This is a genomic window from Amycolatopsis sp. NPDC114484 (genome assembly GCF_055633755.1).
Map to the genome: position 1 here is coordinate 1 of NZ_JBVKDQ010000037.1, position 21,965 is coordinate 21,965.

Here is a 21,965-nt window from a genome sequence, read left to right on the forward strand (position 1 = left end):
GCCGTGCCGTGCCGTGCCGTGCCGTGCCGTGCCGTGCCGTGCCGTGCCGTGCCGTGCCGTGCCGTGCCGTGCCGTGCCGTGCCGTGCCGTGCCGTCGCGACATGAGCCCACAGACACCCCCCACTGCTGCAGCCGTCAGCCCAGCTCAACCAATCGAACCGGCCAACGCACCTCCTCTCTCCAGCCTTGCGGCCTGCTGTCACCCCCGCTTCTCCGGCTCTCCCACCACCTGTCAGTCAAAGAAACTCGGCACGTCCAGCGCCCCTCCCGATGCCTCGAACTCGTCGTGCACGGCTTTGCGCAGGTCCGCGTCGGCGAGATAGTCGGCGGCGGTCAGTGCCAGGCCCAGCGCACCGTCGACGACTGCCTGATCACCCGTCGGCGACCCGGCAGCCTCGGCGAATTCCTTGGTGTGCAACGCGACCGTCGGGCCGGACACCGCGATCATCGGGTGCAGCGCGGGCATTCGGAAAGACAAGTTTCCGAGGTCCGTGCTCCCGGTCAGGAACTCCGGCACGATGCCCGGCGGCAGCGGCTTCCGCCCGGTGCCCTCTTGGTTGACCGACCACCGGCCGGCCAGCGTGGTGTTGAACCGGATCGGCAGGTACGCCGGCTGCTCGTCCCAGTGCAGTTCCACTCCGCAGCCCGTCATTTCTGCCGCGCCGTGGGCGATCGCGGTCATCCGGTTGGCCAGGTCGCGCAGCGTCTCCGGATTCGCCGACCGGAGATAGAACAAAAGAGCCGCGCGGGCGGGAATCACGTTCGGGCGCGCGCCGCCGTCGGTGAAGATGCCGTGCACGCGGTCGCTCGACGGCAACTGTTGCCGCAGCGCGGACACTCCTTGATAGGCCGCTACCGCCGCGTCGAGCGCATTGCGTCCCATGAACGGCTGCGCCGAAGCATGCGCGCCGACGCCGTGGAACACCATCTCCAGTTGTCGCCTGCCGAGGAACGGATGCAGAGCGATGTCGTGGCTGAACGGATGCAGCATGATCACCGCGTCGACATCGTCAAAGATCCCAGCGCGCGCAAGCGTTTCCTTGCCGCCACCGCCTTCCTCTGCGGGAGTGCCCACCAGCGACACACGGCCGCCGAGTCGTTCGGCCACTGCTGCCGCACCGAGGAAGCCGCCGGCTCCGGCCGTGCAAATAACGTTGTGCCCGCAACCATGCCCCAATCCGGGCAGCGCGTCGTACTCGGACAGGACTGCGATGTGCGGCCCGTCGTTGTCCAGAGTTCCAGTGCGCAAGGCGGTATCCAGCCCGCCGAGCCCGACGGTGACTTCATGTCCGTGCGCACGCAGCAACTCGGCGAGCGCGCCGACTGACCGGTGTTCGGCAAACCCTTCCTCCGGATGTGCGTGCAGATCCTGGCTGAGCGCGACGAGTTCGTCGGCCAGCGAGCGCACTTCTTCTTCAACCGCAGCACGGGTTCCCGCGTCGGCTCCGGCGTGATCGGAGGCGAGCGGTTCGGCGGCGGCCACGGCATCGGCGGTGGCTTCGAGGAGGGAACGGAGGTGGCTGTCGTCGGGCGGGACAGGCGCGGCGTGGGTCATGCGGGGAATGCTATCCCCGAACCCCGACAGAAATGGATCACTGCACGTCAGGCAGCCGACCGGAGACGAGTTGGGCGACTCCGAAGTACTGCTCGCGCACCTCGTCGAAGCCACGCGCGCGCAGGCCGGCCGCGATCTCCCCGCGGTCGAACATGCGTTGTCCGCTGACGATTCCTCCTGCGGTGTCGGCGATCCGGGTCACCTGGCAGTCGCGGCGAGCGCTCGTGAGCAGGACGATTCGGCCGCCGGGCCGCAGAATCCGGGCGAACGAATCAAGTGCGCGTTCCGGCTCGGCGAACATGTGCAGCGCGGCGAAACAGCAGATGGCGTCCACAGTGGACGAAAGCAGCGGTGGCTCGACCGCGTCGGCGCGAAGGTAAGTCACCGTTGGCGAATCAGTCTCTTCGACCGCGCGCGAAAGCATGTTGCGTGCGCCGTCCAGGCCGATCGCGAGCCCCTCCGGTCCTACTGCGTCCCCGAACGCGCGGGTGAACCGGCCGGTCCCGCAGGCGACGTCGAGGACGACTTGACCTGGCTGCAGTGCGAGACGTTCGGCGGCCAGGGCGACCTCGTCGGCCATGCTCGGGCCGCTGAGGCCTTTGAGCACGCGGCCGAGCACTGGCCGCCAATAGCGTTCGTAGACCTGCGGCAGCAGCGTGGTGCGCATGAGCCGCTGAGTGAGTCCGGTTGGCGGGCCGGCTTGGGCAGCGTCGCCGAGCGTGTCGAGGAAGCCGTCGACCGTCGTGGCCGGTTCGCTGAGCAGGTCGGTGAGCCGTTGCTGGGTGCTGTGGTGGGGCACGGGGGTCCTCTCGGTGGGGGATACCGGCAGTATGCGGCATCAGTGGCTAACTCATTCGAGTGAAGATCGGCCCGATCAAGCGTTCGAGGCCCGGCATTGTCGGTGCCTGTTCCTAACGTCGTCCGCATGGTCTCCGACCCGCGGAGGCCAGCGAGGAGGACTGTCTGATGACCGCACCGATCCTGCGTCCGATCGACCTGCCCACCGGTGAAATCGCCGTGCACGGGGCCTTCGACCTGAGTGCCGCGTCGCAGTGGCTCGCCGGGGCGGGCCCGGTGGGATCCTTCGCAGCCGAACCGGGCGTGCTGCGGTTGGCGTTCCCGGTGGACGGGACCTGGACCCATGCCGGGGCCGCGATCCGGCAGAGATCCCCGGCCACGGTCGAAGTCGGCGTGGCGGCGCCGGTGGAGATTGCCGCGCGGGTGGTCGCTCAGGTGAGCCGGATGCTCTCGCTCGATATCGACGAATCCGGTTTCGCCGAGGTCGCGAGCCGCGACTCCGTGGTCCGTCGGCTGCAGGCTCGCCATAGCGGAGCGCGCCCGGTGTTGCATTCGTCGCCGTACGAAGCGGCCTGCTGGGCCGTGCTGACGCAAGGAATGCGGGTACAGCAGGCAATGCGGCTGCGAGAACAGCTCGTTGTGCGACACGGCCGCCAGGTGGGCGACGACGGGCCGTTTTCCTTTCCCTCACCGCAGATTCTGGCCGAGCTGGGTGACGAACCGTCAGTCGGACCGTTCCGGCTCGCGCGGCTCCGAGCTGTCGCCAGAGCGGCAGCCGACGGCCGTCTCGACACCGAGGAGTTGCTAGCGATGCCGATCTCCGACGCGATGACGCGACTGTGCGCGATTCCGGGCATCGGAGCGTTCTCAGCTGAGCAGATCCTGCTGCACGGCGCGGGACATCCGGACCTCTTTCCTCGCCTGGACACCCAGCTCCACCAGATTCTGTGCGCGGAGTACGCGTTGCCGCCCGACACGCCACCGGACGAGCTTGAGCCGCTGGCTGAGGACTGGCGTCCGTATCGGTCGTGGGTCGCTCATCTGTTCCGGCTCGATCGGCTGCGGGCGTCGGTGTCCGGGGAGGTGGCGGACTGAGCGCTGCTTGAAGTCGCGGATCGACAGGAGGGAGACGTTATGGAGTGAGGCCGCGGCCCATACCGAATCGCGGTCGACGGTTGTCGCCTGGGCACTCACAGGGGCCAAATAGCGCCTGTGGTGAGGTGTCCGCGTGACTACGCCTGCACTCGCCGTCTCGACTGTGCTCAGTGCTCGACCGGGCACCGGAGAAATCTCTGGTGCGGCCATGGCTGCGGGCACTGGGACAGTCGGTGCGGCGCTGGAACAGGCGAACACGCCGAGCGTCATCACGTTGGTCACCGGCGGTATCGCGTTGCTGGTGGTACTCGCCGGCGGGACGCCGTGGCGGTTCGCCCGCAACGTCATCACGATCGTGCACGAGGCCGGACACGCGCTGGCCGCGGTGACGGTCGGACGGCGGTTGCGGTCGATCCGGCTGCACTCGGACACCTCCGGGGTCACCGTGTCGCGCGGCAAGCCGGAGGGGCCGGGGATGGCGTTCACGGCATTGGCCGGGTATGTCGCGCCGTCGGTCTTGGGGCTGCTGTTCGCGAGCCTGGTCGGGGCTGACCTGATCACCGCGGTGCTCGTGCTGGTCGCGTTGCTGCTGCTGGGTGTGCTGATCATGGTGCGCAATGCCTATGGCGTGTTCACAGTGGTGGCGAGCGCCGTCGTGCTCGGGCTCGTGGCTCTGGTCGCCCCGAAGGTGGTGCAGGCGCCGTTCGTGTATCTGCTGACCTGGTTCCTGCTGTTCGGCGGGGTCCGGCCGGTGGTGGAGCTTCAGCTCAAACGGCGGCGTGGCCAGGCGCGGGACTCCGACGCCGATCAGCTGAGCCGGTTGACCGCTGTGCCCGCGGTCTTGTGGGTGCTGGTGTTCAGCGTGCTCACGGTGAGCTGCGTTATCGCGGGCGGGTTGTGGTTGCTGCAGCCGTTGGCGTTGTGACGCGGTTACTGAGGCTGGTTCGCGGCGAGCTGACGCGGGCTGGTGGCTTGGGCGCGCGGCGGGACCGCGCGGGGCCGCTGGACTGGCCGTGTCGTGTGACTGCGCGGGCCTGCTGGGCTGGTCGCATCGTGTGACTGCGCGGGGTCGCTGGGTTGCGGGCGGAGCGGTCGGTGGTCTGGCGGCGACGTCCGTGGACATCGGGTTGCGGCGCGAGACCGGTGGTTGGGTTGCGCGGCTTGCCTGCTGGCCGGATCGCCGTATGAGTTCGCGGCGGTTGGCGAGCTGGGCGGGGCGGTACAGCGGCGGACGGAGTGACAGCCGCGGACGGCGCGACAACGGCGGAGGGCGTGACAGCTGCGGACGGCGTGACAGCGGTGGACAGCGCGCGGCGGTGGACGGCGTGGCGGCGCGAGGACGCGATCGCGGGCCTTGGCACGGCCGTAGACCAGCAGGCGCCGGTGGCTGGCCCGGGCGCGTCCCTGTCCCCGCCTACGGCGGCAGACCGCGGATAGTGCGCAGCGGTCGTGAGCGGCGGCGTTGTCGACCATGTGGTCCACCAGGAGACTGGTGTCGCGAGTGTCCCGAGGGCTGAGCCCGTCGTCTCCCCATGTGGGCGGTACGGCAGACTGGACGTCTGCTGAGCCGCCGGAGGGAGACAGGCGATGGACGAGGTCGCGAAGGCCGTCGAGGAGTGTGCGCGGGCGGCGAAGGCGGCTGCGCCGTCGTTGGCTGCCGCCGGGGACGAGGCGGTGGATGCGGCGCTCGTCGGGATGGCGGAGCGGCTCGTCGCGCACCGGGACGAGGTGCTGGACGCCAACCGGGCCGACGTTGCCAAGGCTACGGCCGACGGGATGAGCGCTGGTCTGCTCGACCGGCTCACCATCACGCCCGAGCGGCTTGACGGGATGGCCGCACAACTGCGGCTGCTGGCCGGCGCGCCGCACCAGGAGCGGTCTGTTCCGGTGTCCACGTTGGACGGTGGGCTGCGGCTGGTCGAGCGGCGGCGTCCGGTGGGTGTCATCGGTGCGAACTATGAGGCGCGGCCGAACGTGACGGTCGATGTGGCGTCGCAGTTGGTCAAGTCGCGTAACGGTGGCGTGCTGCGGACTGGGTCGGCCGCGCTGGGGTCTGCGCAGCGGTTGCGGGACGTCGTGATCGCGCCCGCGCTCGAGGCAGCTGGGATCGACCCGGACGTCGTGCAGCTGGTGCCGCGTGTGGAGCGGGAAGCGGCGTCGGCGCTGGTTCGGTTGCCTGGGCTCGTGCCGCTCGTCATCCTGCGCGGCAGTGGCGACAGCACTCGCGCGCTGGCGACTGAGGCCGCGGTGCACGGGGTGCGCACGTTGGCGCATGCCGACGGCGGCGGAGTGCTGTACGTCGACGCCGCGGCGGATGCGGCCAAGGTCCGTGACCTCGTGTTCTCGAGCCTTGACCGGCTCGGCGTCTGCAACCGGCTGAACCTGCTGCTGATCCACGAGGGCGTGTACGACACCGTCTGGCCGCAGATCGAGTCGGCGCTGGCCGAGCGTGGCGTCACGCCTTCGCTCGCGCCGCACGAGCATCCGATCGGCTACGAGTGGGCGCTGGACTCCGAGCGGGAGGCGACCGTCACGGTGGAGAAGGTCGGCGGGCTCGTCGACGCGGTCGAGATCGCGAACGAGCGCACGTCCGGGCTCGCCGCGGGGATCGCGACCGAGGACCCGGCGGCCGCGGAGCAGTTCTTCGACGGCTACACCGGCACGGGCGTGTTCTGGAACGCGCCGACCCGTCTGCTGGACGGCTTCAAACTGCTCGCGGTGCCCGAAACCGGCATCAACCTCGACCGGGTGCCGGGTCCGCGCGGACCGGTGACCTACACCGACCTGTACGTCCGCCAGTACGCCGTGGTGCCTGCCTGACCTGGCCGGAGCACGATGAGCGGATGGGCACGATGACCGGGCGGCCGCACGTCCTGCTGTCCGCGGCGCAATCGCTGGACGGCTACCTCGACGACGCCGGCAGCACCCGTCTGCTCCTGTCCAACGAGGACGACTTCGCGGAGGTCGACCGGCTCCGTGCCGAGGCCGACGCGATCCTCGTCGGCGCGGGCACGGTGCGAGCCGACAACCCGCGGCTTCTCGTGCGCTCCGCCGAACTGCGTCGCGAGCGCGTCGCGGCGGGGCTGGCGGAGCAACCGGTCAAAGTGACGGTCACGAGCAGCGGCAAGCTGGATCCGGCGTCGCGGTTCTTCACCGTCGGCGACACCGAGAAGCTCGTCTACGCGCCGCGGGGCAGCGCGGACAGTCTCACCACAGTCGCGACTGTGGTGGATGTCGGCAGTCCTCCACGGCTGGAGCGCGTCTTGGACGACCTCGGCGCGCGAGGGATCCGGACGCTGCTCGTCGAGGGCGGCGGGGCGGTGCACACGCAGTTCCTCGACGCCGGGCTCGCCGACGAACTCCGGCTCGCGATCGCGCCGATCATGGTCGGCGACCCGCGCGCGCCGCGGTTTCTCGGGCCGGGTGCGTTCCCTCGGCCGTTGGAGCTGACGGAAATGCGGCGGCTCGGAGACGTCGCGGTGCTTCGGTATCGCGCCGCGGCCGAACCGTCGTCGCTCGATCTGCTGCGGTTGCGTCAGGCCATCGAGCTCGCCGACGAGTGTCCGCCGAGTTCGACGTTTCGGGTCGGCGCGGTCGTCGGGCTGCCCGACGGGACGGTGCTCGCCACCGGGCATTCGGGCGAGGGCGATCCGCACAACCACGCGGAAGAGTCCGCGCTGGCGAAGCTCGATCCGCAGGACCCGCGGCTCGCCGACGCGACCATGTACAGCTCGCTCGAACCGTGCAGCGATCGCGCGTCCCATCCCAAAAGCTGCACTCAGCTGATCCTCGAAACGGCCATTCCGCGGGTGGTGATGGCCTGGCGGGAACCGTCGTTGTTCGTCGAGGCCGAAGGGGTCGAGCGGCTGGTCGCGGCCGGACGCCGGGTGATCGAGGTGCCCGCGTTGGCTTCGGAAGTGCGCCGGGCCAATACGCATCTGCCGGGCGTTCGTCCCTGATTTCTTAAAGCAGCTGACGATCGGGCGCTGCGGCGTGGAATCCGCAGCGCCCGATCGGGAAACCTAGCCGGTCAGCAGCCTCCGTTGTCGGTCCAGACGCCCCATTGGCCGGTCGTGCCGGGTTCCTCGCCCTGGGTCCACCATTTGGCGGTCCATTTGTGACTGTTGTGCGCGACCACGGTGCCGCCGGTGTAGACCTGCGTTTTCTGCCATTCCGGTGCCGAACAGGTGCCCGGGGGATTGCTGGTCGGACTGGTCGGGGTCGTCGGCGGAGTGGTCTGCGGCGGGGTCGCGCCGGCGAACCGGGTGGTGAACTTCGTGAAGTCCCAGTCGTTCTGCTGGACGTTCGAGCAGACGCTGTTGTCGGTCGTCGTCGTGCAGTGCCGGTCGCGGTTCACTGCCCAGAAAGTGAACCGGCCGAGGTGGTGGCTGGTCGCGTAGTCGTACACGGTCTGGAAATCGGAAACGTTGAAGATTTCCGCCGAATCGGATTTCCCGTTCATTCCGGAGAAACCCTCGTGCGAATACGCGGTGTCGCTGTCCCAGCCGAGATGGCTTTGGAGCAGGCCGTGGAACGCTTCCAGCGCCGACACCTGCGACGCGCCGCCGCCGGTGAAGCCGCCGTCGAACGGCATGATCGAGAAGTTGTTGGGGGAGAAGCCGATCGACTTCGCCTGGTCCAGCAACTGGGTGCCGAACCAGCCGGTGCCCGCGGCGGTGCCCGGCATGGTCACCGAGACGAACAGCCCGGGGTTGTCCGCCTGCAGTTTCTTCGCGGCGCCGAGTTCGTTCGCGATGGCTGCGGTGTCTTCGTACTCGGGTTCCTCGAGGTCGAAGTCGATGGCTTTCAGGTTGTATTTCGCCACGACCTGCTGGTAGGCGGCAGCGGTCGCGTCGACGGTGCCGCAGGTCTGGCCCAGTTTCGTGCCGCCGTAACCGCCGACCGACACCGACACGTCGCCGCCGTTGCCGCGGATGCGGTTGATCGCGTCGCCGACGGTCGTGTCCGAGGAAACCGGCGTGGTGCCGTCCCAGGTGGGACTGCATCCGCCGCTCTTGGGCGCGAGGATGAAGGCCAGCTGGAACGCTTTCTGCCCGGTCGCGTTCATGACGGTCACCGGGTCGGGAGGGTTGTTGCTCTGCGGCATGAGGTACGGCGCGGCGGCGTACCAGTTGTTGTCGAGGCCGGTCGACGTCCCGGTCTGCGCGTGGGCGGTCGCGGCCACGACGGCAGCTGCTCCGGCCACGGTAGCGGCGGCGACGAGTGTGGCGGCCAGTCTGCTTCGCTGCATCTGTCCTCCGGCGAACATGCGGGGAATTGATGCGGTAAGCATTGGACTAGACCATTGTGAAGTCAAGGTGCGGGGGGTTGTAGTTGTCCGGTGGGGGGTGGGTTCGGGGGGTATGCCGGGATTTGGGTTGGGGGGTTCACCCTTGTGGGGCAGTGGGTTTGGGCGAAGGGGGGAGGACCGGTGGGGCGGGTGGTCTGTTGGGGAGGGGTGAGGGGCGGTTTGGCGGGGGGAGAGTGAGGGGCTGCGGGGTGGTCGGCTGGGGAGCGAGGGTGGTGGCGGGAGTCGTGGTGGTGTGGGTGAGGTGGGGGCGGGCTCGTCGCCTGGCGGCGACATTGCGCTCGATCCGGCGTGGGGCACCCCGAAGCTTGATTGTGATGACGGTCTGGGGTTGCTTGTCAAGGCGGGAAAGATGCCTTGACAAGCAACCCCAGACCGCATTTTGGCTTCGTATCGGGGTGCGGGGGTGGTGGTGTGGGTGCCTGCGTGCGTCGGGAGAGTTGGGCGGCGGGGTTGGCGAAGTTCCGGTCGAAGCGAACCCGGTGAGAAGGGCAAGCCGTCCGTTAGTCGTTCTCCAGGTCGCCTTCCAGGGTCAGGTATACCTCGCGCATCTGGGCCAGCAACTCCGGATCCGGTTCTTCCCACAGGCCTCGGTCCGCGGCTTCCGTTAGGCGTTCGATGATTCCCCGCAAAGCCCATGGGTTCGCGTCTCGCAAGAATTGCTGGTTTTCCTCGTCCAGAACATACGACTGCGACAACTTTTCGTACATCCAGTCGCCGACTACGCCAGCTGTCGCGTCGAAACCGAAGAGGTAGTCCACGGTTGCCGCGAGTTCGAAGGCTCCCTTGTAGCCGTGGCGGCGCATGGCGGACAGCCATCGTGGGTTGACTACTCGGGCGCGGAAGACGCGGGCCGTTTCTTCGCCCAGGGTGCGGGTGCGGACTGCGTCGGGAGTGGTGGAGTCGCCGACGTAGGAAGCTGGGGCGGAGCCGGTCAGGGCTCGGACGGTGGCGATCATTCCGCCGTGGTACTGGAAATAGTCGTCCGAGTCGGCGATGTCGTGTTCGCGGGTGTCCGTGTTCTTCGCGGCCACCACAATGCGTTTGTAGGACGATTCCATGTCCTCGCGAGCCGGACGGCCGTCCAGGTGTCGGCCGTAGGCGAAGCCGCCCCAGACTGCGTAGACCTCGGCTAGATCCTTGTCGTCGCGCCAGTTTCCCGAGTCCATCAGGGGGAGCAGACCGGCTCCGTAGGCGCCTGGTTTCGAGCCGAAGATACGGGTGGTGGCTCGGCGGTCGTCGCCGTGGTCAGCCAGGTCCGCGGCGACGTGGGCGCGGACGTAGTTGGAGGATTCCGGTTCGTCCAAGGAGGCGGCCAGACGGACGGCGTCGTCCAGGAGGGTGATGACGTGCGGGAAGGCGTCGCGGAAGAAGCCGCTGATGCGGATTGTCACGTCGATTCTGGGGCGGCCCAGTTCGGACAGCGGGATGGGTTCGATGCCGGTCACTCGGCGGGAGGCTTCGTCCCAGACTGGCTGGATGCCCAGCAGTGCCAGGACTTCCGCGGCATCGTCGCCGGAGGTGCGCATGGCGGAGGTGCCCCAGACGGAGAGGCCGACGGACCGTGGCCAGTCGCCGGTGTCTTCGCGGTAGCGGCGGAGCAGGGAGTCCGCCAGGGCTTGGCCGGTTTCCCAGGCTAGGCGGCTGGGGATGGCCTTCGGATCCACCGTGTAGAAGTTTCGGCCGGTGGGCAGGACATTGACCAGGCCGCGCAAGGGGGAACCGCTGGGGCCGGCGGGGATGTAGCCGCCGTCCAGGGCGTGGAGGACCGCGTCTACTTCGGACGAGGTGCCAGCCAGGCGGGGGACGATTTCGGTGGCGGCGAAGGTCAGGACGCGGGCGACTTCGGCGTCGAGGGATCCCAGCACGTCGGTGACGACCGAAGAAACCGAGGCGGGGGACCACGACTGGGCTTCCATGGCGGAGACCAGCGTGTGAGCGGTGGCTTCGATGGCGTCTACTTCGGACAGTGGCGCGTCCGAGTTTTCCTTCAGGCCGAGGGCGGAGCGCAGGCCGGGGACGGCGCCTTGCTTGCCGCCCCACATTTGCTGGGCTCGGAGCATCGCGAGGACCAGGTTGACGCGGGCCTCGCCGACCGGGGCCTCGCCCAGGATGTGCAGGCCGTCGCGGATCTGGGCGTCCTTCACCTCGCACAGCCAGCCGTCGATGTGCAGCAGGAAGTCGTCGAATTCCGCGTCGTGCGGGCGTTCGTCGACGCCTAGGTCGTGGTCGAGTTTCGCGGCCTGGATGAGCGTCCAGATCTGGGCGCGGATGGCCGGGAGTTTCGCCGGGTCCATCGCGGCGATATTGGCGTGTTCGTCCAGCAACTGCTCCAGGCGGGCCAGATCTCCGTACGACTCGGCGCGGGCCATGGGCGGGACCAGGTGGTCCACGATGGTCGCGTGCGCGCGGCGTTTCGCTTGCGCGCCTTCGCCGGGGTCGTTGATCAGGAACGGGTACACCAAAGGCAGATTGCCCAGTACGGCGTCGGGGGCGCAGGAGGCGGAGAGTCCCGCCGTCTTTCCGGGCAGCCATTCCAGCGAACCGTGTTTGCCGAGGTGGACGACGGCGTGGGCGCCGAATTCCTCTTCCAGCCAGCGGTACGCGGCGAGATAGTGGTGGCTCGGCGGCAGGTCCGGGTTGTGGTAGATCGCGACCGGGTTCTCGCCGAAACCGCGCGGTGGCTGGATCATCAGGATGACGTTGCCCGACTGCAGCGACGCCAGGACGATGTCCCCCTCGGGGTTCGCCGACGTGTCGACATACAGCGAACCCGGCGCGGGGCCCCAGTGTTCTTCCATCGCTTCTCGCAGCTCGGCGGGAAGCTCGGCGAACCACGAGCGGTAGCGGGCGGCGGGCACGCGGATCGGGTTGCCGGAGAGTTGTTCTTCGGTGAGCCACTCAGGATCCTGGCCGCCCGCAGCGATCAGGGCGTGGATCAGCGCGTCGCCGTCCGGCTGGTCGGTGCCGGTCGGGTCGACGCCGGGGAAAGCCTCAGCGCCGAGGTCGTAGCCGCGGTCTCGCATCAGGCGCAGGAGTTTGATCGCCGAAGCGGGGGTGTCGAGACCGACGGCGTTGCCGACGCGCGAGTGTTTCGTCGGATAGGCGGACAGCATCAGCGCGATTCGGCGCGAGGAAGCGGGGGTGTGCCGGAGCCGGGCGTGCGCGAGAGCGATGCGGGCGACGCGGGAAGCTCGTTCGGTGTCGGCGAGGTAGCGCGGGAGGCCGTCGTCGTCGAATTCCTTGAAGGAGAACGGGACGGTGATGATCCGGCCGTCGAATTCCGGTACCGCCATCTGATTGCCCGCGTCGAGCGGCGACAGGCCGTCGTCGCTGGCGGCCCAGGTTTCGCGGTCGCTGGTCAGGCACAGCGCTTGCAGCACGGGCACGTCCAGCGCGGCCATTTCCGCGACGTCCCACGATTCGTCGTCCCCGCCCGCCCCGGCTTCCGACGGACGGGTGCCGCCCGCCGCCAGCACAGTGACCAGCAGGGCGTCGACCTTGCCCAGCTCAGCCATCATCTCCGGCGCGCGCGTGCGCAGGGACGCGGTGTGGATCGGCAACGCCCGGCCGCCCGCGGACTCGACGGCGTCGGCCAAAGCGTGCACGAAGCCGGTGTTCCCGGACAGGTGGTGCGCGCGGTAGTAGAGGATCCCGATGACCGGGCCGTCATTCGAGGACGCCGGCCGCGAGAGCACGCCCCACGACGGCAGTTCGGCGGGCGGCTCGAAGCCTTCGCCGGTCAGGAGCAGGGTGTCGGACAGGAACCGGTGCAGCTGCGCGAGGTTCTCCGGACCGCCCTGCGCGAGGTACAGATGCGCTTGCGCGGCGATCCCGGCCGGAGTGGTGGAGAGCTTCATCAGCTCCGCGTCCGGCGTCTGCTCGCCGCCGAGCACGATCACGTGCGCACCGGACGCGCGCAGCGTGTCCAGGCCCTCCTGCCAGGTCCGCGGCGTGCCGAGGATCCGGACGACGACGATCGACGCGCCTTCCAGCAGACCGGGCAGCTCCGGCAGCGGCAGCCGGGACGGGTTGCCGAGCCGGTAGTCCGCGCCGCTGGCCCGGGCGCTGAGCAGGTCGGTGTCCGAAGTGGACAGCAGCAGGATCACGGCGTTCCTCACTCGGGGTGTCCGCGCCCCGGGTCGTCGGGCACGCCGGCGGGAGTTCCTGGCTGCCGGCGGCCGCGGGGCCGCCGGTCACAGTGGCGGGACCGCCCCGGATTTCCACCGGGTTCCTCCGCGTGCCGACGCGTGTGCGCTCTCACTCTCGCCGGGCGCACCGGTGCCGTCAAGGTGAGCAGACCCTCACGCGGGCTTGCTTTCGCCCCCGATCCGGGGGAAAGGCGCGGTGGAGAAGAGCACCTCCACCGCGACCTCGAAGAACTCCGCGATCCGCAGCGCCAGGTAAAGGCTCGGGCTGTACTCGCCGCGCTCCAGGTACCCGATGGTCTGGTAGTGCACGCCGAGCGCGTCCGCGAGCTGCCGCCGCGAGATGCCGCGTTCGGCGCGCAGCACCGCGATGCGGTTGTAGACGTTCTCGCTCACCGCGCCTCACACACGCTGAAGTGCCCTTTCCCGTCGCGCCGCCACCGACGACCCCGATTCGCGCCGGGCCATCCGCTTCAGCAGGATCGGGGCCAGCGCCAATCCGATCACGGCCCACGCGAGCAGCACCCCCAGGGTCGCCCACGGCCGCCACGACTGCCCGATCTCGACGACGACCGCCTGGTCGGGCAGCAGTGCCGAGCGCATGCCGAGGCCGAGCCAGTACATCGGGAACGCCTGTCCGACGTCCTGCAGCCAGACCGGCAGCGCGGTGATCGGGTAGAAGATCCCGGAGATCGCGCCGAGCCCGAGCATCGGCAGCATGACCAGGGCCATCATCCGCGAGTCCTGGACCAGCGAACCGATCGCCGCCCCGATCGGCATGGTCGCGACCAGGCCCGCGGCGAGCACCCACACCAGGTTCAGGATCGAGAAGAACCCGTCCGGGGCCAGCCCGTCGAACAGGAACAGGGAAGGCACCAGCATCACGATGATGCTCGCGACCTGCACCATCGAGAACGTCGTGATCTTGCCGACGAGGTAGCCGAACATCCCGTTCGGCGTCGCCTTCGCCCGCAGCAGCGTGCCGTCCTCGCGCTCGATGATCAGCGCCCCGGCGACGCTGGACATCCCGTTGAAGACGAGGCCCGCGCCGATCACGCTCGGCACCGTCGCCGCGCCCAGCGAGAACGAGGTGCCCGGCAGTTGCGCGCCGCGCATGAAGAACAGCGTGCCGAAGATCATCGCCAGCCAGACGAGCTGGCCGATCAGGTCGTCCCGGTTCGTCCACTGCTGGCGGAATTCGATGAATCCGCGGCGGAGCCCCACCCGCGCCGCGGTTCGCTGCGCCGACACCGTCATCGCGCACCTGCCGAGAGCAGCCCGGACTCCGCGCGCTGCACGAGCGTCAGGTAGGTGTCCTCCAGCGACGCGCGCCGGACCTCCAGGTCGGCGACCGCCTCGCCGTGCTGCTTGAACAACTCGTACACGTACTTCGTCGCCTCCGTGGTCGAGTGCACGAACCGCTGGCCGTCGAGCGTCCAGCGCACCTCGGCCTCGCCGGCGATCTGCCTGCTCAGCTGGTCCGGCGACCCGTCGGCGACGATGTGGCCGCCGCTCAGGATCAGGAGCCGGTCGGCGAGCTTCTCGGCCTCGTCGAGGTCGTGCGTGGTGAGCAGGATCGTGGTGGCGTCGTCGGCGAGCCGGTGCACGAGCTCGTGGAAATCGCGCCGCGCCTGCGGGTCGAACCCGGCTGTCGGCTCGTCCAGGAACAGCAGTTCGGGACGGCCGACGATGCCGATCGCCACGTCCAGCCTGCGCCGCTGCCCGCCGGACAGCATCCGGATCTTCTTGCCCGCGTGCTCGGAGAGCCCGACCGCCTCGATCAGCTCGTCGGTGTCCCACGGGCGGCGGATCCGGTCGGTGGAGTACGGCGAGTAGAACGACCCGAGCAGGTCGAGCAGTTCGCGCACGCGCCATTTGCCGTGGTCGCGCCAGGACTGCAGGACGACCCCCAGCCGCGCCCTCCAGTCCTCGCCGCCGCGTGCCGGATCGGTGCCCAGCACCGACACCTCGCCCGCGGACCGCATGCGGAACCCCTCGAGGATTTCGATCGTCGTGGTCTTGCCCGCCCCGTTCGGGCCGAGCAGGCACAGCACCTCGCCGCGGTGCGCGGTGAACGACGTGCCGTGCAGGACGTCGTTCGCGCCGTAGCGCATGCGTAAGCCTTCGACGCGGAGCACGGTGTCCGCTTGATCTCTCATTGGATGACCCCCATCCTGCCTGTGCGATCGAATGTAGCAGATGTACTACAAATGATCGCAAACCTATTGAATCGGCCGCGGGTTACAGTGAGCGCCATGTCCAGCCCTGCCCGCGTGCGCGCCGACGCCTGTCCCGGAGTCTTCGCGACGCACGACGCGGCGGACGGGCCGCTCGCCAGGGTCCGGCTTCCCGGCGGCGTGGTGACCGCGGATCGGTTGCGCGCGTTGGCAACCTCTGCGGAAGACCTCGGTGACGGCGACGTGCACCTGACCTCACGGGCGAACGTCCAGCTGCGCGGAGTGCGCCGGCCGGGCCTGGCTGGACGGCTGGCCGAAGCCGGGTTGCTTCCCTCGCTCAGCCACGAACGCGTGCGGAACGTGCTGGCTTCGCCGTTGAGCGGGGTGCGCGGCGGGCTCGCGGACGTCCGGGGGCTTTCCGCGACGCTGGATCGCGAGCTGTGCGCGCGGCCGGAACTCGCGGAGTTGCCGGGGCGGTTCCTGTTCGGCTTCGACGACGGTCGCGGCGACGTGGTGGGCACGGATGTGTGCTGGCGCGCGATCGGGCCGATGACCGGTGTGGTGCTGTTGGCGGGCGCTGATTCCGGCTGGCTGGTGTCGCGCGACGAGGCGGTGCCCGCGTTGCTCACGGTGGCGGAAACGTTTGCGCGCACGCGAGGTTCGGCATGGCGGATCGGGGAAGTGGCCGATCCCTCGGCGCTGCTGCCGGATGGCCCGCGGGAAACGCAGCAGTTGCTGCCGACGCGGATCGACCCGACAGTCGGCCGGATTCGGCGCGACGACGGGGGCGAGGCGGTAGGGGTCGCGCCGAGATTCGGTCAGCTGTCTGCCGCGCAACTGCGCACGCTCGCGGACTTCGGCGATGCCGTGGTCACGCCGCGGCGTTCGGTGCTCTTGCCCGGTGGCGCGGAGGTCGAGCGTCTGCACGCGGCGGGGCTGTCGACGGATCCGGCGACGGCGGAGCTTAGCGCCTGCATCGGCGCGCCGGGGTGTGCGAAGTCTCTCGCCGACGTACGCGCGGACGCGGCGACACTGGTCGCGGACGGGGCGCGCGTGCACGTCTCGGGCTGTGCACGGCGGTGCGGGCGGCCGTCCGGGGCCCACCGCGACGTTGTCGCCGAACGCGGCGGCTACCGTGTCGACGGACGCTGGACCCCGGCGTCCGAATTGGCGGATGCGTTGGCGAGAAAGGGACCTTCGTGATCGACTACCTGCGGGACGGGGCCGAGATCTACCGGCACTCGTTCGCCACGATCCGCGAAGAGGCGGATCTGGCGATCCTGCCCGACGACGTCGCCGGCGTCGCGGTCCGGATGATCCACTCCTGCGGCATGGTCGACCTGGTCGACGACCTGCGCTACTCCCTCGACGTGGTCGAGGCGGGCCGCGCCGCGCTGGAGGCGGGCGCGCCGATCCTGTGCGACGCGAAGATGATCGCCAGCGGCATCACGCGCAAACGGCTGCCCGCGGCGAACGACGTGGTGTGCACTTTGGCCGACCCGAGCGTGCCCGGGCTGGCCGAACGGCTGGGCACCACGCGGTCGGCCGCCGCGCTGGAGCTGTGGCGCGACCGGCTGCCCGGTTCGGTGGTGGCCATCGGGAACGCGCCGACCGCGTTGTTCCGGTTGCTGGAGCTGCTGGACGAGGGCGTCGGCGCACCGGCCGCGATCATCGGCGTGCCGGTCGGGTTCGTCGGCGCGGCCGAGTCCAAAGTGGAATTGGCGAAGCGGGCGCCCGCGCCGTATCTGGTCGTGCACGGCCGTCGCGGCGGCAGTGCGATGGCCGTCGGCGCCGTGAACGCGATTGCGAGCGCGGTCGAATGACGGGGCGGCTGTACGGCGTCGGGCTGGGCCCGGGCGATCCGGAACTGATGACGGTCAAGGCGGCGCGGCTGATCGGCGAGGCGGACGTCATCGCCTATCACAGCGCGCGGCACGGGCGCAGCATCGCGCGGTCGGTGGCTGAGCCGTACCTGCGCGAGGGACAGCTGGAAGAGCGGCTGGTCTACCCGGTCACCACCGAGACCACCGACCATCCCGGCGGGTACGAAGGCGCGATCGCCGATTTCTACGAGCTGAGCGCGAAAAAACTCGCCGAGCACCTCGACGCCGGGCGTGACGTCGTGCTGCTGTGCGAGGGAGACCCGTTTTTCTACGGCTCCTACATGTACATGCACGAGCGGCTCGCCGGACGGTTCGAGGCCGAGGTAGTGCCGGGCGTGACATCGGTGAGCGCGGCTTCGTCGGTGCTCGGCCGTCCGTTGGTGCAGCGCGACGAAGTGCTCACTGTGCTGCCGGGAACGTTGCCAGCGCCCGAATTGGCGCGGCGGTTGGCGGACACCGAAGCGGCGGCGGTGCTGAAGTTGGGCCGTACCTTCGGTTCTGTCCGGGAAGCGCTCGCGGAGGCGGGCAAGCTCGACGACGCCTGGTACGTCGAGCGAGCGACCTGGGGACAGCAGCGGGTGGAGCCGTTCGCGGATGTCGATCCGGAGTCGGTGCCGTATTTCTCCTTGGCGTTGCTGCCAAGTCCGGCCTATAAGTCGCGTGTGGACGGTGAGCCTGCCGTTCCGGCCGCTTCGGCGCCCGCGGAAGGCGGCGAGGTCGTGGTCGTCGGGCTCGGTCCGGCTGGGCCGGAGTGGCTGACGCCGGAAGCGTCGGCGGAACTGGCGGCGGCGGACCACATCGTCGGCTACGGACCGTATGTCGCGCGGGTTCCGCAGCGGGCGGGGCAGCAGCGGCACGCGTCGGGGAACCGGGTCGAGGCGGACCGGGCGGTCGAGGCGCTGCAGCTGGCCGCGACGGGTGCGCGGGTGGCCGTGGTGTCGTCTGGCGATCCGGGTGTGTTCGCGATGGCTTCGGCAGTGCTGGAACAGGTTTCGGCGGGGAACGGTGCTGGCGCGCGAGTGCGGATCGTGCCCGGGGTGACGGCGGCGCAGGCGGCCGCGTCTCGGGTCGGTGCGCCGTTGGGGCACGATTATTGCGTGCTGTCCCTTTCGGACCGGTTGAAGCCGTGGGAGATCATCGAACGTCGGCTAGACGCGGCTGGTGCGGCGGATTTGGTGCTGGCGCTGTACAACCCGGCTTCGCGGACTCGGGTGACGCAGCTGGAAAACGCGCGGGAAGTCCTGCTGCGGCACCGGGACCCGGCGACTCCGGTGGTCGTCGCCCGCGATGTCGGCGGACCGGAGGAGGACGTCCGGGTCACCACGCTCGGCGGGCTTGATCCGTCTACAGTGGACATGCGCTGCCTGCTCATCGTGGGTTCTTCGCGCACGGTGGTGGAGGAAGGGCCGGACGGGCAGTCGATCGTGTGGACGCCGCGGAGCTATTCCTGACCTTCTCGCAGCAGCCGTTTCGCCTCCGCGAGTTGGTGGGTGAGTTGTTTCCGTTGCGCGGCACTGAGTTTCGGTGCGTGCGGCTGAGGAGATCGAACCGGCCGCGCGGGTGCGGAACCTCGCGCGTGCGGACGGTTCGATCTCCAGCCTTGGTGCGTGATCCGGGAGACGAGGCTCTGCGCCAGTCCGGTCCGGCGGGTCACGTCGCTGATCGTCGAGCCCGGATTGCGCGAGACGTCCTCGGCCACCGCCAGCTCTCCCGCGTTGACCTGCTCCGCGCCGGTGTTTCCGGTGCTGGTCAGGGCGATCTCACGCAGGGAGAGTGCGGTCGCGAAGCCGCACAGCTGCGCCACGAACGTCACTGAACGACCCTCCACCAGCGACGGCAGCGCGAGAGCCCTCGTGAGCGGCGATCCCGGTGAGAACCTGCCGCGCACGACCGCTACCGCGTCGGGTCCTTGCCGTTCGGCTGCGAAGGCCCGGGCCCAGGCGACCACCAGCCCCACACGGTCTTCTCGCCGTGCCGCACCGTCGGGGCCACCCCGGTCGTGTAAGGCTCGATCTGCAGCAGCTGTCCCCAAGACTGGTACGGCTGCCCGTTCAGATAGCTCGGCACCTCGGGTTCGTCCGCGATCTCCTCGAGCCAGCCGTTCGGGCCGCCGTTGGTGCTGGACGCCCACTTCGCCTCGTCGGCGAGCTGGCCGGGGGTGATCCGGTAGTCCGGCATCGCGGAGATGCCGTCGTGCGAGGTGACCGGGTTCGCGCACGGGTACACGAACGACGCGGGCCAGTCGATGTACACCGATTTGCCCGCGAGCTTGTCGGTGAGGGTGGTGAAGGTCGGCACGCGGGGCGCGGACGCGGCGATCCAGCCGTCCTCGGTGAGGTCGTTGTCCACCATCACGATCCGCACCGACGTGGTTTCCGGCGGGAGGTCGCGCAGGTTGATCCGGGTGTCGTTCCAGCCGCCGGTGCCCGCGCCGGGCGGGAGCGCGAACTGGCTGCGCAGCACGCGCACGCCCTCGGGGGTGTTCACGCCGTACTCCAGGCTCACCGACGCCGGCCGCCGGGGCTGGCTCGCGGTGGCGACCACGATCTGGCCGTTCTCGGTGCGGTCGGTGAGCGCGTACCAGTCGCTGCGCAGCCGTCCGGCGCGGGTCTGGGTGTCGAGGTAGCTGCTCCACATCGGCACCTGGTCCTGTTTGAACCCGTGCGGCGGCTCGGCCAGCGGGTCCTTGTCGTCGACCGGGCTGGTGTGGAAGCCCGTCCGGACGCGGCCGTTGTCCTGGTCGGGGTTCGGCAGCGGGTTCGGCGGGTTCTGCGTCACCGGCTTTTCCGGCACGGTCCTCTGGTCGGGCTGCGGGTGCAGGATGCTCTTCGCCGCGTCGCGCTCGACCATCACGTGGTCGGACAGGTTGCAGCTCTTGCCGAACAGGTGCCCGATGTCGGCCGCGCCGAGGCTGTAGCTGTCGCGCTGGAAGTAGATCGCCGCGCCCATCGTGTAGATCTCGCCCGCCGCGACCAGGCCGCACACCACGACCAGCGACAGCGAACCGAGCCGCAGCGACCGGCTCCGGCCCTCCTGCGGCGCCGGGCCTGGCCGGTGCGCCCGGATGTTCTCCACGAACGCGTAGATCCCGGCGACCGCGGCGGCTCCGAGCAGGATCGTCGACAGCGGGACGCCGCCGATCGACGGCGCGCCGTTCGTCCACGGCACCCCGATCCGGGAGACGAACCAGTACGTGTTCGGCCCGGTCGCGGCGAGGGCGCCGACCACCAGCAGCACCGCCAGGAACGCCGCGCGGTTGCGGTTGGAGCGCAGCACGGTGGAACTGGTCGCCAATGCGGTGAGCGCCGCCATCGACGCGCCGACGGCGGCGAACGCGCCGAAGTGGTGCGTCCATTTCGTCGGGGTCAGCGCGAGCAGCAGGAAGAACAGCGCCGTGGTGCCGATCAGCCGGCGGCTCGGCCCGAGCGCCGCACCGGGGATCCGGCCGCGGCGCAGCAGCACCACCAGGCAGGTGACCGTGCAGAGCAGCACGAGCAGCACCGGGAACCGGCGCGGCGCGGAGCCGTCCGGCAGGTTCTCGAACAGCAATTGGTACCGCGCGAGTTCCTGGAACCACGACAGGTTCGGGCCGACCGCGGTGCGGATGCGGGTGGCCTCCTGGACCGTCGCGAACGTCTGGTCGGCGAACATCACCACGAGCACCAGGAAGCCGGACGCGAGGATCGGCGCGAGCATCGGCAGCCAGCCGCTCGCCGAACGCTGCCGGACCAGCTTGAACAGCGGTTTCCCGGCCACCAGGAACGGGGCGACCGCGATCAGCCCGGTGGGCGTCGCGGCGAGGGTGAACGCGGCCGCGGTCAGGCCGAGGCACAGCGGCAGCAGCCGTCGGGTGACCAGCGCGCGTTCGACCGCGCAGATGGCCAGCAGCGACCCGAGCGCGGCGACCGGTTCCGGCCGGACGCCGTTGTTGTAGGGCATCCACCAGACCAGGAACACCGCCGCGGCGGCCCAGCCGGCCGCGCGGCTGCGGCGGACCTGCGTGCCCAGCCGCGGCATCACCTCGCGGCTGATCAGCAGCCAGCTGATCACGCCGAGCAGGTACGAGGGCAGCCGGATCCACGGCGGCACCGTGCTGACGTGCGTCATCAGCTCGTACAGGTGGTAGAACCAGCCGAACGGGGCCTCCGCGACGCCGAACCAGCGGTGGTAGTTCGTGAGGTACCCGGTGGCCTCGGTGACCCGGGCCATGGTGAGGATGTAGCCGTCGTCCGAGGTCACCGGCCCGATGAAGACCCACGCGCCGAGCACGCCGAACACCGTCGCGTCGCGGCCGGTGAGCCGCCACCAGCCGACCGGGGCCCAGCGCGGCGCGCGGCGGGCGAAGCCGGAGTCCATCCGCCACACCGCGATCAGGCAGCCGAGGAACGACAGCGCGGCGAGGATGCCGACGACGAGCTTCAGCGTGGTCGGCGAGGTCTGGTAGCGGGTGTCCGGGACGACCGACACGTGCAGCCCGGCGATCGGGTCGCGCGCGGAGGTGATCGAGGAGTAGATGCCGAGCACGCGCGGCCGGACGTCGCCGGTGGTGTGGAAGATCGGGGTCTCGCCGACCAAGAGCGTCATCTGGGTCGCGTCCGAGTCGAGCGTGACCGAGCAGCCGGTCTGCGGGAGCGGCTGCTGCGAGATCTGCTGACCCTGGCTCGACGCGAGCAGCACGCCGTTGTCGACGCGCAGCTGCAGCCCGACGCCGTTGGCCGCGTGCTTGCCGGTGCGCCCGTCCGGGACGGTCGAGAACAGCAGCGCGGGGCCGTTCGTGCGCGCGTCGAGCGAGCGGATCGTCTCGCAGGGCAGTTCGGCCTTCAGGTCCTGTGCCCAGTACCCGGTCAAGGGCGCGTTGACGGAACGCGTGTCGGAGGCGGCGGGCCAGACGACTTCCGCGGTGTCCTGCACTACCGGCAGGAAGGGATAGGCCAGGGCGCACAGCGCCGAAAGCAACCCCAGCACTACGGCAATCGGACGCATTAGAGGAAATCTATTGGG

General features: G+C 69.8%; 16 protein-coding genes and 1 riboswitch. Of the genes, 7 read left to right on the forward strand and 9 right to left on the reverse strand.

Translation table 11 applies throughout. The annotated features are described in order from the left end of the window. Positions 1–232 precede the first annotated feature (232 nt). Positions 233–1,555 carry a M20 family metallopeptidase gene (locus ACZ7SW_RS42960; protein ID WP_470236130.1) on the reverse strand — a complete coding sequence of 441 codons (1,323 nt, stop codon included), beginning with the start codon at positions 1,553–1,555 and terminating at the stop codon, positions 233–235. 37 nt (positions 1,556–1,592) lie between these two features. After that, positions 1,593–2,354 (reverse strand): class I SAM-dependent methyltransferase, encoded by a 762-nt coding sequence (locus tag ACZ7SW_RS42965; RefSeq protein WP_470236131.1) that lies wholly within the window; start codon positions 2,352–2,354, stop codon positions 1,593–1,595. A gap of 167 nt (positions 2,355–2,521) precedes the next feature. On the opposite strand from ACZ7SW_RS42965, the gene ACZ7SW_RS42970 reads away from it, so the two are divergent. From ACZ7SW_RS42970 to ACZ7SW_RS42985, 4 genes are all read left to right on the forward strand, one after another. Beyond that, complete coding sequence (locus tag ACZ7SW_RS42970; RefSeq protein WP_470236132.1) at positions 2,522–3,448, forward strand: DNA-3-methyladenine glycosylase family protein; 927 nt, start codon at positions 2,522–2,524, stop codon at positions 3,446–3,448. Between the two features lie 208 nt (positions 3,449–3,656). Then, complete coding sequence (locus ACZ7SW_RS42975) at positions 3,657–4,373, forward strand: M50 family metallopeptidase (protein WP_470236181.1); 717 nt, start codon at positions 3,657–3,659, stop codon at positions 4,371–4,373. A gap of 662 nt (positions 4,374–5,035) precedes the next feature. Beyond that, entirely contained in the window at positions 5,036–6,268 is a 1,233-nt protein-coding gene (locus ACZ7SW_RS42980; RefSeq protein WP_470236133.1) for an aldehyde dehydrogenase family protein, read from the forward strand. Positions 6,269–6,300: 32 nt separating this feature from the next. After that, positions 6,301–7,407 (forward strand): dihydrofolate reductase family protein, encoded by a 1,107-nt coding sequence (locus ACZ7SW_RS42985; RefSeq protein WP_470236182.1) that lies wholly within the window; start codon positions 6,301–6,303, stop codon positions 7,405–7,407. Between the two features lie 71 nt (positions 7,408–7,478). Here ACZ7SW_RS42985 and ACZ7SW_RS42990 read toward each other — a convergent pair whose 3' ends face one another. The 5 genes from ACZ7SW_RS42990 to ACZ7SW_RS43010 all read right to left on the reverse strand — a co-directional run bounded on the left by ACZ7SW_RS42990 (position 7,479) and on the right by ACZ7SW_RS43010 (position 15,063). Next, entirely contained in the window at positions 7,479–8,699 is a 1,221-nt protein-coding gene (locus ACZ7SW_RS42990; protein WP_470236134.1) for a chitinase, read from the reverse strand. Between the two features lie 560 nt (positions 8,700–9,259). Next, positions 9,260–12,865, reverse strand: coding sequence for a cobaltochelatase subunit CobN (gene cobN / locus ACZ7SW_RS42995; RefSeq protein WP_470236183.1), 3,606 nt, complete (start codon positions 12,863–12,865; stop codon positions 9,260–9,262). A gap of 52 nt (positions 12,866–12,917) precedes the next feature. Further along, positions 12,918–12,993: riboswitch (cobalamin riboswitch) on the reverse strand. Positions 12,994–13,060: 67 nt separating this feature from the next. Further along, positions 13,061–13,300 carry a helix-turn-helix transcriptional regulator gene (locus ACZ7SW_RS43000; RefSeq protein ID WP_470236135.1) on the reverse strand — a complete coding sequence of 80 codons (240 nt, stop codon included), beginning with the start codon at positions 13,298–13,300 and terminating at the stop codon, positions 13,061–13,063. Between the two features lie 6 nt (positions 13,301–13,306). Further along, a complete protein-coding gene (locus tag ACZ7SW_RS43005) occupies positions 13,307–14,155 on the reverse strand; it encodes an ABC transporter permease (protein ID WP_470236184.1) in 849 nt (282 codons plus the stop codon). A 2-nt stretch (positions 14,156–14,157) separates the two neighbouring features. Further along, a complete protein-coding gene (locus tag ACZ7SW_RS43010) occupies positions 14,158–15,063 on the reverse strand; it encodes an ABC transporter ATP-binding protein (protein WP_470236136.1) in 906 nt (301 codons plus the stop codon). 96 nt (positions 15,064–15,159) lie between these two features. On the opposite strand from ACZ7SW_RS43010, the gene ACZ7SW_RS43015 reads away from it, so the two are divergent. The 3 genes from ACZ7SW_RS43015 to ACZ7SW_RS43025 are packed head-to-tail and all read left to right on the forward strand — an operon-like array spanning position 15,160 to position 18,415. Continuing rightward, the gene (locus ACZ7SW_RS43015) at positions 15,160–16,284 is read left to right on the forward strand and encodes a precorrin-3B synthase (protein WP_470236137.1); all 1,125 of its coding nucleotides are present in this window, start codon (positions 15,160–15,162) and stop codon (positions 16,282–16,284) included. Then, positions 16,281–16,904 (forward strand): precorrin-8X methylmutase, encoded by a 624-nt coding sequence (locus ACZ7SW_RS43020; protein ID WP_043839036.1) that lies wholly within the window; start codon positions 16,281–16,283, stop codon positions 16,902–16,904. Before ACZ7SW_RS43015 ends, ACZ7SW_RS43020 begins: the two co-directional genes overlap by 4 nt. Next, positions 16,901–18,415: a precorrin-2 C(20)-methyltransferase gene (locus tag ACZ7SW_RS43025; protein WP_470236138.1), complete on the forward strand. Its 1,515-nt coding sequence runs from the start codon at positions 16,901–16,903 to the stop codon at positions 18,413–18,415. Before ACZ7SW_RS43020 ends, ACZ7SW_RS43025 begins: the two co-directional genes overlap by 4 nt. Here the strand turns inward: ACZ7SW_RS43025 and ACZ7SW_RS43030 are convergent. Beyond that, positions 18,406–18,777, reverse strand: coding sequence for a hypothetical protein (locus ACZ7SW_RS43030; protein ID WP_470236139.1), 372 nt, complete (start codon positions 18,775–18,777; stop codon positions 18,406–18,408). The genes ACZ7SW_RS43025 and ACZ7SW_RS43030 overlap by 10 nt on opposite strands. Positions 18,778–18,857: 80 nt before the next feature. After that, positions 18,858–21,947: an arabinosyltransferase domain-containing protein gene (locus tag ACZ7SW_RS43035; protein WP_470236140.1), complete on the reverse strand. Its 3,090-nt coding sequence runs from the start codon at positions 21,945–21,947 to the stop codon at positions 18,858–18,860. Positions 21,948–21,965 lie beyond the last annotated feature (18 nt).